At 59.1% G+C, this 14,508-nt stretch carries 12 protein-coding genes and 1 other RNA gene; 5 read left to right on the plus strand and 8 right to left on the minus strand.

Features of this window, described 5'->3' with window-relative positions; translation table 11 throughout:
- The first annotated feature begins 148 nt into the window (after positions 1–148).
- On the plus strand, positions 149–988 hold the full coding sequence (locus tag ACN0VH_RS09610) for a universal stress protein (protein ID WP_278923338.1): 840 nt from the start codon (positions 149–151) through the stop codon (positions 986–988).
- Positions 989–1,073: 85 nt separating this feature from the next.
- Here ACN0VH_RS09610 and glyA read toward each other — a convergent pair whose 3' ends face one another.
- Positions 1,074–2,408, minus strand: a complete 1,335-nt coding sequence (gene glyA, locus ACN0VH_RS09615) for a serine hydroxymethyltransferase (RefSeq protein ID WP_278923339.1) — start codon at positions 2,406–2,408, stop codon at positions 1,074–1,076.
- Positions 2,409–2,530: 122 nt separating this feature from the next.
- Between glyA and ACN0VH_RS09620 the strand changes: the two genes are divergently transcribed.
- A complete protein-coding gene (locus ACN0VH_RS09620; protein ID WP_417700501.1) occupies positions 2,531–3,406 on the plus strand; it encodes a LysR family transcriptional regulator in 876 nt (291 codons plus the stop codon).
- Between the two features lie 65 nt (positions 3,407–3,471).
- Here the strand turns inward: ACN0VH_RS09620 and fnrL are convergent, their stop codons facing one another.
- Positions 3,472–4,212, minus strand: a complete 741-nt coding sequence (gene fnrL, locus ACN0VH_RS09625; RefSeq protein ID WP_278923341.1) for a transcriptional regulator FnrL — start codon at positions 4,210–4,212, stop codon at positions 3,472–3,474.
- A gap of 60 nt (positions 4,213–4,272) precedes the next feature.
- Here fnrL and ACN0VH_RS09630 point away from each other — a divergent pair, with 60 nt between their 5' ends.
- Entirely contained in the window at positions 4,273–5,628 is a 1,356-nt protein-coding gene (locus tag ACN0VH_RS09630; protein ID WP_417700503.1) for a radical SAM protein, read from the plus strand.
- A gap of 100 nt (positions 5,629–5,728) precedes the next feature.
- Here the strand turns inward: ACN0VH_RS09630 and ACN0VH_RS09635 are convergent, their stop codons facing one another.
- The 5 genes from ACN0VH_RS09635 to ACN0VH_RS09655 all read right to left on the minus strand — a co-directional run bounded on the left by ACN0VH_RS09635 (position 5,729) and on the right by ACN0VH_RS09655 (position 12,240).
- On the minus strand, positions 5,729–7,309 hold the full coding sequence (locus ACN0VH_RS09635; RefSeq protein ID WP_278923343.1) for an ABC transporter ATP-binding protein: 1,581 nt from the start codon (positions 7,307–7,309) through the stop codon (positions 5,729–5,731).
- Complete coding sequence (locus tag ACN0VH_RS09640) at positions 7,306–8,412, minus strand: ABC transporter permease (RefSeq protein ID WP_278923344.1); 1,107 nt, start codon at positions 8,410–8,412, stop codon at positions 7,306–7,308. Before ACN0VH_RS09640 ends, ACN0VH_RS09635 begins: the two co-directional genes overlap by 4 nt.
- Before the next feature lie 3 nt (positions 8,413–8,415).
- Positions 8,416–9,504 carry a microcin C ABC transporter permease YejB gene (locus tag ACN0VH_RS09645; protein WP_417700504.1) on the minus strand — a complete coding sequence of 363 codons (1,089 nt, stop codon included), beginning with the start codon at positions 9,502–9,504 and terminating at the stop codon, positions 8,416–8,418.
- 9 nt (positions 9,505–9,513) lie between these two features.
- Complete coding sequence (locus tag ACN0VH_RS09650) at positions 9,514–11,487, minus strand: extracellular solute-binding protein (RefSeq protein ID WP_417700505.1); 1,974 nt, start codon at positions 11,485–11,487, stop codon at positions 9,514–9,516.
- A 249-nt stretch (positions 11,488–11,736) separates the two neighbouring features.
- Complete coding sequence (locus ACN0VH_RS09655) at positions 11,737–12,240, minus strand: c-type cytochrome (protein WP_278923347.1); 504 nt, start codon at positions 12,238–12,240, stop codon at positions 11,737–11,739.
- Between the two features lie 120 nt (positions 12,241–12,360).
- Here ACN0VH_RS09655 and ACN0VH_RS09660 point away from each other — a divergent pair, with 120 nt between their 5' ends.
- Both ACN0VH_RS09660 and trhA read left to right on the plus strand, forming a co-directional pair.
- Positions 12,361–13,194 (plus strand): prephenate dehydratase, encoded by an 834-nt coding sequence (locus tag ACN0VH_RS09660; protein ID WP_278923348.1) that lies wholly within the window; start codon positions 12,361–12,363, stop codon positions 13,192–13,194.
- A gap of 211 nt (positions 13,195–13,405) precedes the next feature.
- Positions 13,406–14,128 carry a PAQR family membrane homeostasis protein TrhA gene (trhA, locus tag ACN0VH_RS09665; RefSeq protein ID WP_417700506.1) on the plus strand — a complete coding sequence of 241 codons (723 nt, stop codon included), beginning with the start codon at positions 13,406–13,408 and terminating at the stop codon, positions 14,126–14,128.
- Positions 14,129–14,379: 251 nt separating this feature from the next.
- Here trhA and ffs read toward each other — a convergent pair.
- An RNA gene (gene ffs / locus ACN0VH_RS09670) (signal recognition particle sRNA small type) lies at positions 14,380–14,478 on the minus strand.
- Positions 14,479–14,508 lie beyond the last annotated feature (30 nt).

The following is a 14,508-nucleotide window of genomic DNA, read 5'->3' on the forward strand; positions in this document are numbered from 1 at the left end:
ATTCGATACTCTAAATGCAAAACATATGCCGCGAATACATTGATCTGCATCAAGACAATCCCATTTCAATTGTGACACATCAGAAAGCGATCAACCACTGCAACCCTAACCTTTGCGGGGTGAAATCCATAGCCAGATGAGGGGAAACATGACCTATAAAACCATTCTCACGGTTCTGACATCGCAGGACACCGCAGCGACGCCTCTGGCACAGGCGGCGGAACTGGCCGCAATCTTTGACGGCCATGTGGAAGCGCTCTGTCTGGGGGTCGACCACACCCAGACCGGTTATTACTACGCCGGAACCAATGCGATGATCCTGCAAGAAACCATGACCCGCGCAAAAACAGATGCCGCTGACTTGCAGGCCTATGCCGACGCAGAACTGCAAAAGGCCGGTATTCCGTTTTCCAGCGATGCCGGCATCGCGCAGATTGCCGATATGGGCCGCCATGTTGCACAGCAGGCGCGGTTCTCGGATCTGGTGGTTCTGGGGCAGCCCTACGGCAAGAACAAGGGCGTAGAGGCCGAGCCAGTGGTCGAATCTGCACTGTTTGAAGGGCGCGCGCCAGTGCTCGTCGTGCCGGATGATGCGCCGCTGATTGGCCAGCCCAAAACCGTGCTGGTCGCCTGGAATGAAAGCACCGAGGCCATGGCCGCCATTCGCAAATCTCTGCCGTTCTTGACCGGCGCGGATTTGGTGCGCATCGTGGTGATCGACCCGCCGCAACACGGGCCTGACCGCTCTGACCCTGGCGGCTTGCTGGCACAGATGCTGGCGCGCCACGGGGTGGCCTGTGAAATTGACGTGCTTAGCAAAACCCTGCCGCGGGTCTCGGATGTGCTGATCCGGCACGCGACCGACACCCAGGCCGATTTGATCGTGATGGGGGCCTATGGCCATTCGCGCTTTCGCGAGGCAATCCTGGGCGGTGCCACCCGCAACATGCTGGAAAAGGCGACCGTTCCGGTGCTCATGGCGCACTAGGCGTTTCTCATCCGCGACACCAAAGGCCTGCCAAATCTGGCAGGCCTTTTACGTTGCAGATCGCGGCAGGCGCCATGGTGGCTGCTCAGCAACGCATAAAGTGCAGACCTTGGAATTGCGCCCGCATCTGCTGCACGGATTGCGCAACCGCAGCCGGATCATTTCCAGCCAGCCCCGCTGCAATCAGACGGGCCAAGGCCGGGGCATCCTGCGGGGTGACGCCACGGCGCACCAATTCCGGGGTGCCAATGCGCAGCCCGTTCATATCACCCGCCACCGGATCAATCGGCAGACCAATCCCGCAGGCCAGGAAACCGGCCTGGCGCAGCCGTTTTGACGCCGCCTGCCCGCCGCCAAATCGCGCAGCCTCCAGCGCAAACTGATGCGAGCTGGTAGCCTGCGCATCCCTGCCGCCGCCCGGCTTGTAGACCGGCATCCCCAGCGCTTCCAGCTCTGTCGCCAGGGCCTGGGCCAAAGCGACCATCGCATCAGCATAATCCGCGCCGTGATCAACCCAGTCCAGCAGGCTCAACGCTAGAGAGGCGGATTTTGCCGCATCAAAATTTGCCGTCATGCCTGGAAAGGCGATAGCATCCAGCCGCTCGGCAATCGCGCTGTCATTGGTGACAATCAGCCCGCCAGCCGGACCACCGAGGCTTTTGTAGGTGCTCATGGTCATCAGATGCGCGCCCTGTTCCAGAGGGTTGGCCCATACGCCCCCCGCAATCATGCCGCATTGATGCGCCGCATCAAACAGCACCTTGGCACCGACCTCATCGGCAATGGCACGAATTTCGGCCACCGGATGCGCAAAAAGGTTGAGACTGCCGCCGATGGTGATCAGCCGGGGCCGCAACTGCTGCACCTGGTCATGCAGCGCCGCCAGATCCACCGTGTAGCCATCGGCATTGACCGGCGCGGAATGTGGCACCAGCCCATAAAGACCGGCGCAGCCATCGCTGTGGTGGGTCACATGGCCACCCACCGTCGCAGGCGGCGCGATGATGATATCGCCGGGGCTGGTGAGCGCCATAAAACCATAGAGATTGGCCAGCGCCCCGGAACCCACCCGGATTTCAGCGTATTTCGCCCCAAAGACCTGCGCGGCCAGAGCCGCCGCCATGACCTCTATCTCTTCGATCGCCTCCAGCCCCATTTCGTATTTGTCACCCGGATAGCCCAGAGACGGACGGCTGCCCAAGCCCCGCGCCAGAACGGCCTCGGCGGCGGGGTTCATCACATTGGTCGCTGGGTTCAGATTGAAACAGTCATGATCGTGGATCTGACTGTTGCGCTGGATCAGGGCCTCTATGCGCGCGGCGACGGCGCTGCTGGGCAGGCCATCCGTAGCGGCGTCAATCTCCTGAACGCGGGCCTCACAGTGGGCGGGCACCCAGGCGCGGTTGCCTAATCTTGTCATTTCACGGTCTCCAATAGGGCAGCGTCCGCTGCAGGGGGGCTTTGCATCAGTTGCGCCCTGGGCGGGCTTGTGCGCAAATCAGTTTTCTGAAAATCTAGGGTCAGAAAAATTAAGGCTAATTCATGCCCGTTTCCCCTCCCCGGCCCAAATCCTTTGCCATGACCTCTCTGCGGGCCTTTGAAGCTGCCGCGCGACTGGGCGGGTTTGCCGCTGCGGCGGATGAGCTGGGCGTTACCCCCGGCGCAATTTCAGCCCAGATCAAGACATTGGAAAGCGCCCTGGGGGCGCCGCTGTTTCAACGCAGCGCCAAGGGGGTGGCGCTTACCCCGCTGGGGGCGCAGGCGCTGCCAGAGTTCAGCCAGGCGTTTGACCAACTGGGACGGGCGGTGCAAATGATGCGCGACAAGGCCGCACCGCGGGTGGTGCATATCGCCACCCTGCCCGCGATTGCGCAATTCTGGCTTTCGCCACGTCTGCCGCAGCTGCGCGCCGCCCTCCCCAATACCGAAATCTCAATCACCGCGCTGGAGCAGCCGCCGAATCTCAAGCGCACACCCTATGATCTGTGCCTGTTCTTTGATGCGGATCGCGGGGATGTACTGGCCGAGGATGTGATCTTTCCGGTCTGTACGCCGCAGCTGGCAGCCCGACTGCGCAGCCCCCAGGCTCTAACAGATCACCCCTGCCTGTTCGACACCACCTGGGAGGGCGACTGGCACCACTGGCTTGAGAGTGCCGCTCCGCAGCACCAAATCACGCCGCGTGGGCCGCTCTATTCGCTCTATGCGCTGGCGGTGGAAGAGGCACTGAACGGAGCCGGGATCCTGATCGGGCACCAGGCCCTGTTGGCCCCGCATCTGGCCAGCGGCCGCCTCGTCGCGCCCTTTGCCCATCGCGCACAGCTGCCACGCGCCCTGCGCCTGTGGCACATGTCCGGGCGCAGCGCCGATTCTGCCAGTCGCCAGGTTGCCGCTTGGCTACGCGAAAACCCTGGCTAGACCATCATCTGGCGACCTGCCCGGCGCAGTCTCTACCCAGCCGGGACAAGCCAAACCAAAGACGATCAGCTAAGGAAACCACCATCGCTGTCATCGCCGGCTTCTTCAAACAGGCGGGCCATATTCGGCACATGAATACGGCGCTTGCCTTCCAGGGTAATTACCCCGTCTTTTTTCAACGCAGACATCTGACGGCTGACCGTTTCCAACGTGAGCCCCAGATAATCTGCCATGGCCTCACGGGTGAGCGGCAGATCAAAGGTAAGCGTATTGACCACCCCCTGTGGCGTCAGCGAGGCATCTCGGCGGGCAATGATCGTCAGCAGGCTGGCGATTTTTTCCCGCGCGGTTTTCCGGCCCAGCACCAGCATCCATTCTCGCGCAGCGTCCAGCTCATCCAGGGTCATTTCAAGCAAGCGTTGCGCAATATGCGGCGTCCGCGCCATCAGGTCTTCAAAGGGTTTCTTGCGGAAACAGCACATCACAAGATCGGTGGTGGCCACCACATTATAGGCGGCACCACTGCGCCCCGGACGGCCGACAAAGTCGCTTGGCAACAACAGCCCCACCATCTGGGTGCGGCCATCCTCCATTGTCTGGGTCAACGTCGCGATGCCAGAGACCACAGAACCAACAAAGTTCATCACGTCCCCAGACCAGATGATCGATTGCCCCGCCTCATAGCTACGGTAGTATTTGATACCATCCAGCGCCGCCAGTTCATCTTCTTCGCAGCGGGCGCAAACGGCGCGGTGGCGAATCGGGCAATCAGCGCAGCTGACATGGGCGAGGGTATCGACGGTCATAAGTAATCCCATTTGATCCAGGTCAATTTCAGTCGTGCCATCGCCCCCTAGAATAGGGATATGTCTCAGGAATCACAATTGGCCAAGCTCGGATTGTTTCGCGCCAAAGTGCCGCGATACACCAGTTATCCAATACCAGAGAATTTCAGCCTCAGCCTAGGCCCCGAACACTTTGCATCCTGGCTGGAGCAAATTCCTGAGGGCAGTCAGATCGGGCTGTATCTCCATATACCCTACTGCCAGAATCTCTGTTGGTTTTGCATGTGCCGCACCCAAGGGGCGCGCTCTATTGCGCAGGTCGAAGCCTATGTCACAGCATTGCAGCAGGAAATCGCCCTGCTGAAACCGCATCTGCCAAACAGGGTTCAACTGGCCCGGCTCCACTGGGGCGGCGGCACACCGACCATCTTACCACCTGAATTAATAGCGACACTGTCAACCGCGATTGCCGGGCTTGCTCCGCTGGCACCAAAGGCCGAGTTTTCTGTTGAAATAGACCCGAATGATTTTGACCAGCCCCGCTGCGATGCCCTGATGAAGGCCGGGATGACGCGGGCCTCGATTGGGGTTCAGGGCTTTGGCGCAGAGACCCAGCAGGCAATTGGGCGATCTCTGCCGTTTGAAACGCTGCAAAACTGCGTCGAAATGCTGCGGCGTGGTGGAATTCGTGCGCTCAGCACCGATCTTCTGTTTGGCCTGCCCCATCAAAGCCAGGCGCAGATCACCCAAGACATCACAGACCTGCTGTCGCTCTCGCCAGACCGCGTGGCTCTTTATGGGTACAAGCACCTCCCGGCTCAGATCCGTCGCCAGGCGATGATTCCTTCGGAAACCCTGCCCACACCAGAGGCGCGGCTGGCCCTGTTTGAGAGTGCAAGACACTGCTGTCTGCAGGCAGGCTATCAACAAATCGGGCTAGAGAGTTTCGTGCGTCCCGGTGACAGCCTGATCCGCGCCCGCGACAGTCGGAATCTGCGGCGGGAGTTTCAAGATTATAGCGATGCGCCGACGGATATCTTGATTGGGCTTGGTGCCTCGGCCATATCGCGGCTGCCGCAGGGCTATGTGCAGAACGCACCCGGCACCGCGCATTATATGGACGTGATTGATCGCGGTACCTTCGCCTCGGCGCGGGGGCATGCCTTTCAGGGCGATGATCGCCTGCGGGGGCGCATGATAGAGGCACTGTTGTGTCATTTCACAATCCGCAGTGCCGATCTCGTGGCCGAATTCCCAGAGGCGGCGCCACAGGTCAATGCCCTGCTCGACAAGGCTTGCGCAGCCTTTCCCGGTGTATTGATCCGCACCGCCGAAGGCGTTGATCTGCCGCCTGACGCGCGCCCTCTGGCACGGGTGGTCGCGCAGGCCTTTGACGCCTACGCCGACACCCCACCCCAGCGCATACCTGCAGCCTAGAGCCTGTCGCGGCATTCGCATGCAGGCGACCACACTCTGGCTGATTGATTTTGTATGCTTCAGATGCGCGAAACCGGCACCCACTTTTGCGCAACAGGCTCTAGCGGGTCGCGGCCAGCAACTGTCGGGTGTAGTCCTGCTGTGGGTTTTCAAACAGCGCGTCGGCGGTCCCCGCTTCGACGATATCGCCCTGTTTCATCACCACCACCTGATGCGACATGGCGCGCACCACGTTCAGATCGTGACTGATGAAAAGATAGGCCAGACCATACCGCGCTTGCAGATCGCGCAGCAGTTCGACGATCTGCACCTGCACGGTCATATCCAGCGCCGAGGTAGGTTCATCCAGCACCACCAGTTTTGGACGCAGCACCATGGCGCGGGCGATGGCAATGCGCTGGCGCTGGCCGCCGGAAAATTCATGCGGATAGCGGTCCATGCTGGCAGGATCCAACCCGACCTCTGCCATTACCTCGGCCACCAGATCTCGCGGGGCGCGGTGTTGATCGACCTTATGAATGGCCAACCCTTCGGCAATGATCTGGGCGCAGGTCATGCGCGGGCTGAGCGAGCCAAAGGGATCTTGAAACACGATCTGCATATCCTTGCGCAGGCTTCGCAGATCGCGCGTTGACCATTGGCGCAGGTCATCACCACAAAACTGCACGGCGCCTTCGGATGCGATCAGCCGCATGATCGCCAGCGCCATGGTGGTCTTGCCCGACCCAGATTCGCCAACGATGCCAAGCGTTTCGCCAGCCCGTACCGAAATGGAACATGGATTCACCGCCTTCACATGGCCAACGGTGCGCTTCAGCAGCCCCTTTTTGATCGGAAACCAGACCTTCAGATCGCGGGTCTCAATCAGCTTGGCCGCATCCGATGAAACAGGCGCCGGCTGGCCCGACGGCTCTGCCGCCAAGAGTTTCCGGGTATAGGCATGTTGCGGGTTGTCAAAGACCTCAACCGCCGGGCCTTCCTCGACGATTTCGCCGCCCTTCATCACGCAGACCCGATCGGCAATGCGGCGCACCACATTCAGATCATGGGTAATGAACAGCAGGCCCATGCCTTCGCTTTTCTTCAGCTCGGCCAACAGTTCCAGGATCTGCGCCTGAATGGTCACATCCAGCGCCGTTGTGGGTTCATCCGCGATCAGCACCTCAGGCTTATTGGCCAGGGCCATGGCGATCATCACCCGCTGACGTTGACCACCGGACAGTTCGTGCGGATAGGCCCCAAGGCGGCTTTCAGCGTCGCGGATGCCCACCTTTTGCATCAATTCCAGAATGCGTGCCCGCGCGGGGGCACCCTGTAGCCCCTGATGCAGCGCCAGCGATTCCTCCAATTGTTTTTCAATGGTGTGCAGCGGGTTGAGCGATGTCATCGGCTCTTGGAAGATAAAGCTGATGTCATTGCCGCGCACCTGCATCAGGTGCTTTTCCGAGGCGCCGACCATTTCAACCCCATCATAGGTGACAGAGCCCTCAACGATGGCGCTATCTCCCAGCAGCGAAACCGTCGAGAGGGCCGAGACGGATTTACCAGATCCGGACTCGCCCACCAGGGCCACGGTTTCACCGCGCCCTACGGAAAAGGACACGCCCTTCACGGCTTGGGTGACCTGGCCATCCTGGCGGAAAGACACACGCAGGTCGCGAACCTCAAGTATGGCACTCATGAAAAGGTCTTTCTGGGATCAAAGGCGTCGCGGATCCCTTCAAAGATGAAGATCAGCAGCGACAGCATCAGGGCAAAGGTGAAAAAGGCAGTAAAGGCCAGCCAGGGGGCCTCCAGGTTTTGTTTTGCCTGCAGGGTCAGCTCACCCAAGGAGGGTGCCGAAGATGGTAGGCCGAAGCCAAGGAAATCCAGCCCTGCCAGGGCGCTGATGGTGCCGGTGATGATGAACGGCAGCATGGTCAGCGTCGCCACCATGGCATTGGGCAGCATGTGGCGCAGCATGATGGTCATGTTACCCACGCCCAGGGCCTTGGCCGCGCGAACATACTCCAGATTTCGCGCCCTCAGGAATTCTGCCCGCACCACGCCCACAAGCGAGGTCCAGCTGAACAGGATCATCAGCCCCACCAGCAGCCAGAAACTGCGGCCGAGAATGGCAAACATGATGATGATCACATAGAGCGTTGGGGTAGAGCTCCAGATCTCGATCACCCGCTGGAACACCAAATCGAGCCAGCCCCCGAAATAGCCCTGCACCGCACCGGCCAGAATGCCAATCACCGTGGCCGCGCCAGTCACCATCAATGTGAACAGGATCGACAGACGAAAGCCATGGATAACCCGTGCCAATACATCGCGTTTGGTATCATCGGTGCCCAGTAGGTTCTGCCTATTCGGCGGCAAGGGTGCCGCGCCGGGGCGATCCACGGTGGTGTTGAAGGAATAAGGAATCAGCGGCCAGAGGCTCCACCCCTTATGGAACTCTGCATGATCAAACGTCTCGGCGCGGATCTGCTCGAGAATCTCTTCTGGTTCGTCAAAACAGTCTTCCACCCCACCAGAGCGGATAAGGCACTGCACTTCGGGATCGCGGTAGATCGCTTCGGTTCTGAAATCCCCGCCAAAACTGGTCTCGGGATAGAACTTGAAAATCGGCGTGTAGATCTCGCCGCGATAGCTCACCAGGATCGGTTTGTCATTGGCCAGAAACTCGGCAAAGAGCGACAGACCAAAGAGCACCGCAAAGATCCACATCGACCAATAGGCCCGCTTGTTGCGGCGAAAGGTGTTCCAGCGGCGCTGGTTGAGCGGAGATAGTGCCATGGATCAGCCCTCGCGCTTTTCAAAGTCGATGCGCGGATCAACCAGCACATACATGATGTCCGACAGAATGCCGACAACCAGACTCATCAAACCAAAAATGAACAGGGTGCCAAAAATCACCGGGTAATCCCGTGCCACGGCGGCCTCAAAGCCCAGACGGCCCAATCCATCAAGCGAGAAGATCGTTTCAATGATCAGGCTGCCGGAAAAGAACACGCCAATAAACACCGCCGGAAAGCCGGCAATGACAATCAACATGGCATTGCGAAAGACATGACCATAAAGCACCCGATGCTCGCTCAACCCCTTGGCGCGGGCGGTGATAACATATTGCTTTTTGATCTCATCCAAAAAGGAATTCTTGGTCAACAGCGTCAGCGTCGCAAAGGCACCAATGGTCGAGGCCATTACCGGCAGCGCGATATGCCAGGCATAGTCTGCGATCTTGCCAAACAGGCTCAGGCTTTCCCAGTTGTCAGAGGTCAGGCCGCGCAGCGGAAAAATCTGCCAGTAAGAGCCGCCGGCGAACAGAACCAACAGCATGATGGCGAACAGAAACGACGGGATCGCATAGGCGGCAATGATCACGCCGCTGGTCCAGGTATCAAACCGCGAGCCATCGCGCAGCGCCTTGCGGATGCCCATGGGGATCGAGATCATATAGGCGATCAAGGTCGACCACAGCCCCAACGAGATCGAGACCGGCATCTTTTCCAACACCAGCTCGGTCACATCGATCTTGCGAAAATAGCTCTCGCCGAAATCGAACTGCATGTAATTCCACAGCATCAGACCAAAGCGCTCCAGCGGTGGCTTATCCAGGCCAAACTGCTCTTTCAGCTCCTCGATGAGTTCCGGCGGCAGGCCCTGACGGCCTGCATAGCTGTCATTAGCTTCGATCACCGATGATCCACCAGAATCACCTCCGCCGCCGGCAAAGCCTTCGAAAACATCACCACCGCCTTGCAGCTGCGCGATCACCTGTTCTACCGGGCCGCCGGGGACAAATTGCACCAGGGTAAAGTTCACCACCATAATGCCAAACAGGGTTGGGATCACCAGCAACAGCCGGCGCAGGATATAGGCTGCCATGTCGCGCCCTTACCGCAAGGCGCCCGAGGCTTTCAATTCAGCCTCGCGGTCCGCATCCACCCACCACAGATCCAGAAGACCGGTATCATAGGGCGGCAGGTTTTCAGGGTATGCATATTGCTTCCAGTAGGCCACCCAGCTGACATCCAGATACCAGGTTGGCACCATGAACCGCTTGGCCCGCAACACCCGGTCCAGCGCCTGCGCATTGGCGTGCAGCTCTTCTGGTGTCTTGGCATCAACAATATTGTCAATAAGCGCATCAACCGCCGGATCCGCCAGACCCGCTGGGTTGAAGACCGAAAACTTATGCGCTTCAGACCCAAAATACTGATAAAGGCCAGTCGAAGGCTCCAACGACATGGGATAAGCCGTCGAGATCATATCGAACTCCTTTTCCCGGCGGCGGCTGGTATATTGCGCGTAATCCACCCGGTTCAGCACCGCATCAATGCCCATGGCGCGCAGGTTTGACACATAGGGGCCAACAATGCGTTCCAGCGTTGGACTGTCGAGCAGGAATTCGATCTTCAGCACCTCGCCCTCTGCGTTCTGGCGCAGCCCTTCACCGTTGACGGCCCAGCCGGCCTCATCCAGCAGCTGCATGGCGCGGCGCAGGTTGCGGCGATCATTGGGCCGTTTCGGCTTGGAGCTATGCGCCATCACCGGTTCCGACGTCAGGATGGCAGGATCAATCTGATCCGCCAGCGCGGTCAACACTTCCAGTTCACGCCCCTGGGGGATGCCTTTCGCCTCTAGCGCGCTATCCTGCCAGAATGAACTGCGGTGACGGAACAGCCCGTATTGCAGGCTCTCATTGGTCCATTCAAAGTTGAAGGCCAGCTGCACGGCTTCACGGACACGGATGTCCTGGAATTTGGGCCGCAGCAGGTTCATCACAAAGCCATTGGCGGCGGGTACATTGCCGTCGGGGATTTCGTCCTTGATTACATTGCCATTGGCAACTGCCTCGAAATCATAAGACGTGGCCCAGCTTTTGGAGCTGTTTTCCGGGCGCAGAGTATAAACGCCGGCCTTGAAGCCCTCCATCGCGGCGATGCTGTCGCCAAAATACTCTACCCGGATGGTATCATAGTTGTGGCGACCAATATTGACGTTCAGATCCTTGCCCCAATAGTCGGGATTGCGGCGATAGGTAATGCGCTGATTGATTTCAGCCTTTTCCAGAATATAGGGGCCTGATCCGATACCGGGATCAAGGCGCGGTTCGTCCAGGCGACGGTTTTCGGGATCAGCCTCAAACCAGGCCTTGGAAAACACTGGCGTACCTGCCACCTGACTGATCATGGCGCGGCGCGGAAAATCGGGCGAGAAGTAGAATTTCACCTGATGCGGGCCCAGCGCTTCGGCCTTGGGGATCCGCTTGCGCACGGCTTCGGCATAGGACTGCAAGCCCTGATCCAACAGGATGTTGTGGGAAAACACAACATCATCCGCCGTTACCGGGCTACCATCGGAAAAACGCGCCTCGGGGCGCAGATTGAAAACCACCCAATCCTGGCTCGGCGGGTATTCCAGGCTTTCGGCGATCAATCCGTAATAAGACCCCGGCTCATCATAGGATTCCACCAGAAGGCTCTCAAAATGGTTTGAGGCCAAAGCCCCGGCGCGACCATTGCGGGTAAAAGGGTTCATACTGTCAAAGGTACCCACCGCTGAAATCGACAGCTCGCCGCCCTTGGGGGCCTCGGGGTTCACATATTCAAAATGGGCAAAGCCTTCGGGGTATTTCAGCGTGCCAAATTCGGCAAAGCCGTGACTTTTGACAGTCTCGCCCTCGGCCCGCAGCGGCAAGGCATGGACCAGCGCAAGGGCAAAGCCCAGGATCAACAGCAAGACGGCGCGGATTGACGCATGTGATGCCTCCACCGCTTTGGCCACGGGATTGGCCTGACCGGCGCGAATCTGCGATCGCCGCCCCTGCTGATAGCCTGTTTGTTTCTCTGCCATACGGGATGCCATTCGCCACAACCTCCATTGTCTGGCCTTGCACTGGCCCGACTTATTTCCTGTGCCTCAAGCTAAAGCTGGCAGGCGGTAACATTCAAGTTGAGATTGCACCCGCGCGGGCCTGTGCAGATCGCAAGCGCGTGATCAGGCGCAATTTCAAACCCGAACGCCACGCAACACATAAAAAGGGCCGCAGCACATGCCGCGACCCTTGGTCATCCGAAAGATAGAACAATCTGTTCACCCGGATCCCGATTGGGATCAGTTGTCGAGACTGTCCAGATAGGCAATGAGGTTCACTCGGTCTTTTGCTTTGCGCAGGCCAGAGAACGACATCGTGGTGCCAGAGGCATAGCCAGATGGTTTGGTCAGGAAGGCATCCAGCTGTTCTGCTGTCCAGGTACCGCCCAGCCCTGTCAAAGCGTCGGAATAGCCAAAGCCATCCACGCCGGCCTGGGCGCGGTCTACAACGCCATAAAGCGAAGGACCGGTGGAATTCACGCCCTCCTCAATCTTGTGGCAGGCTGCGCATTTCTTAAAGACCTTGGCGCCTTTGCCAACATCAGCCGAGGCCATCAGCTCTTCAAAGCTGACCTCTTCGACCTCAGGGGCCGCTTCTGCGCTGGCAACCTCAATTGTATAAGATTGCTCACCGTGTGCTTCCGCCGAGTAGAGCACATCCGCGGCCCACTGGCCCAGAAGAAGCACCAGGAACGATCCGCAGACACCTGCGGTCGCTTTGGTTAGGGTCATCGTGTCAAACATGAATCGCGTGTCCGTTTTAGCTGTCTGCGTCGTTGTCTAAGGCTTCCACTCGTCAGTGGCAAGGTATAGACAACGCGACGAAATGCCCGTTTGCTGAAGTTTTGCAGGAAAGTCGCACTCATGACCGGAAAAATCGCCATTCAGGGAGAGCTCGGCTCTTACAGCCATGAGGCCTGTCGCAATGCGCGCCACAATATGGAGGTGCTGCCCTGCGCCACATTCGAGGATGTCATCGAGGCGGTACGCTCAGGCGAGGCAGAGCAGGCGATGCTGCCGGTTGAGAATTCGACCTATGGCCGGGTTGCCGACAGCCACCGCCTGCTGCCCCATAGCGGGCTGCACATCATCGACGAGGCCTTTGTGCGGGTCCACATCAATCTCTTGGTGGTGCCCGGTGCCAAACTGGAAGACATCCGCGAGGCAAAATCGCATCTGGTCCTGCTGCCACAATGCGGTAAATTCCTGCGCAAAAACAATATCATGGGCCGCGTCAGCCCCGATAATGCGCGGGCAGCGCGCGATGTCGCGGCCGCAGGCGACATCCATACAGCGGCGCTGGCCAGCGAATTGGCCGGAGAGATCTACGGGCTGGATATCCTGGAGAAAAAGATCGAGGATAACGGCGACAACACGACGCGCTTCCTTATCATGTCACGCGACGCTGACACCAGCCGCCGCGGCGCGCACGGGATGATCACCAGCTTTGTCTTTCAGGTCCGCAACATCCCGGCCGCGCTCTACAAAGGGCTGGGCGGGTTTGCCACCAATGGCATCAACATGACCAAGCTTGAGAGCTATATGGTCGATGGTTCCTTCACCGCGACGCAGTTTTATGCGGATATCGAAGGCCACCCGGATGATGCCAATGTGCAACTTGCCATGGATGAATTGGCATATTTCACCACCAATGTCGAAATCCTGGGCGTTTATCCGGCAGATAACGGCCGCTACTAAAGCGCAGTTTCGCACCCGGTCCGCAATCACCGCCTGCCAAGGGCATGACCGGCACGCTATTCGGACAGCTGCTCTGGGGACAGATGCCATTTCAGGCAATCCTGACGCCCCGGTGATCTGACGCCCCGGAAATCTGGACAGCGGCAGATCCCGCGCTTATCGCTGAACCAAATAACCAGCGCCTGAAACCAGAGCACAGCGAGACCTGCCCATGTCTGAACCAACCTCTGAGCCAACGTCGGAGCCGATGTTTGAGCCCAAGTCGGGCGCTCGGCCTGATCCCCAGACTGACAGCGCCACCGTGTCAAACTACCCCACCCCGGTTCCGCTGCAGCGGCGCGCGGATATCGCGGTGCACATCTTTGGTCTGGTGCTGATCCTCACCGCCGGTACGGTTCTCGCGCTCAAGGCAAATACCGGGCTAGACCTCACCCTGGTTCTCGCCCTGGCGGTCTATGTGCTCTGTGCGCTGACCTCGAATATCGCCTCCAGCTGCTATCACTTTTCGCCCTGGCACCATCGCCGCCTCTTGCTGCGCCGGATCGACCATGCGGCGATTTATCCCAGTATCACAGGGACCTTCACGCCCTTCTTTTTACAGGCAGGCACTCCCTGGACCTTTACCCTGCTTTGGCTGTGCTGGGGGCTGACCGGCGTGGCGATCTGGAACAAGATCACCAGTGAAACCGTAAAAACCCGCTGGTCTACCGCCTCTTATCTGGCCTTGGGGGCTCTGGGCATGTCAGCGCTGCCGGATTTGCAGGGACTGCCAAGCTCTGCCCTGTGGTGCGTCGTCGCCGGGGCCGCCAGCTATGTGATCGGCACCGGCTTTTACGCCCGCAAGCGCCTGCCGTTCCGCTATGCCATCTGGCACGGCTGGGTGAATATCGGCGGCATTTTGATGTTCATCGGCATTTGGCTCGCCCTGTTTTAGCCACTGCCGTCCCCCTGATACCATGCCAGGGCTACCAGGTTGCCTTTTCGGCCTTTATTGATTTGCGACACTTCTTCACAGCCGCAACTGCCATGTCCATTGCCTTGTCTGCACGCTTCAAGGCATCTGCGGCCTTGGCGTGATTGGACGATGGTCAAGGCCCCGCGCCAATACTGGGCCCTGCGCAGGTCATGTCACTACCCCTGCGCGCAAGGGTCCATATGGTATCGAGACGTTAAAAAGGGGGGATAAGGTGAGAGGTTGGACATCGACCCAAGCGGGGCTCGTTGTGGCTGCTTCCTTCCGGACCTGACCAGGTTGGCGAGGCGCTTGCCCGCGCCAACCTCTCGAATCCCGATATAGGCGGAGATCCCAGCAAT

Origin of the sequence: Pseudophaeobacter sp., from assembly GCF_048267565.1 — a bacterium.
In the GTDB taxonomy this organism is placed as follows: Bacteria; Pseudomonadota; Alphaproteobacteria; order Rhodobacterales; family Rhodobacteraceae; genus Pseudophaeobacter; species Pseudophaeobacter profundi.

Excerpts from the sequence above, each read along its gene's own strand:
- ACN0VH_RS09660 (WP_278923348.1), top strand. The coding sequence starts at position 12,361 with ATGACCGGAAAAATCGCCATTCAGGGAGAGCTCGGCTCTTACAGCCAT.
- ACN0VH_RS09650 (WP_417700505.1), bottom strand. The coding sequence starts at position 11,487 with ATGGCATCCCGTATGGCAGAGAAACAAACAGGCTATCAGCAGGGGCGG.
- trhA (WP_417700506.1), top strand. The coding sequence starts at position 13,406 with ATGTCTGAACCAACCTCTGAGCCAACGTCGGAGCCGATGTTTGAGCCC.
- ACN0VH_RS09610 (WP_278923338.1), top strand. The coding sequence starts at position 149 with ATGACCTATAAAACCATTCTCACGGTTCTGACATCGCAGGACACCGCA.
- ACN0VH_RS09630 (WP_417700503.1), top strand. The coding sequence starts at position 4,273 with ATGTCTCAGGAATCACAATTGGCCAAGCTCGGATTGTTTCGCGCCAAA.
- ACN0VH_RS09635 (WP_278923343.1), bottom strand. The coding sequence starts at position 7,309 with ATGAGTGCCATACTTGAGGTTCGCGACCTGCGTGTGTCTTTCCGCCAG.
- ACN0VH_RS09620 (WP_417700501.1), top strand. The coding sequence starts at position 2,531 with ATGCCCGTTTCCCCTCCCCGGCCCAAATCCTTTGCCATGACCTCTCTG.
- fnrL (WP_278923341.1), bottom strand. The coding sequence starts at position 4,212 with ATGACCGTCGATACCCTCGCCCATGTCAGCTGCGCTGATTGCCCGATT.
- ACN0VH_RS09645 (WP_417700504.1), bottom strand. The coding sequence starts at position 9,504 with ATGGCAGCCTATATCCTGCGCCGGCTGTTGCTGGTGATCCCAACCCTG.
- glyA (WP_278923339.1), bottom strand. The coding sequence starts at position 2,408 with ATGACAAGATTAGGCAACCGCGCCTGGGTGCCCGCCCACTGTGAGGCC.
- ACN0VH_RS09655 (WP_278923347.1), bottom strand. The coding sequence starts at position 12,240 with ATGTTTGACACGATGACCCTAACCAAAGCGACCGCAGGTGTCTGCGGA.
- ACN0VH_RS09640 (WP_278923344.1), bottom strand. The coding sequence starts at position 8,412 with ATGGCACTATCTCCGCTCAACCAGCGCCGCTGGAACACCTTTCGCCGC.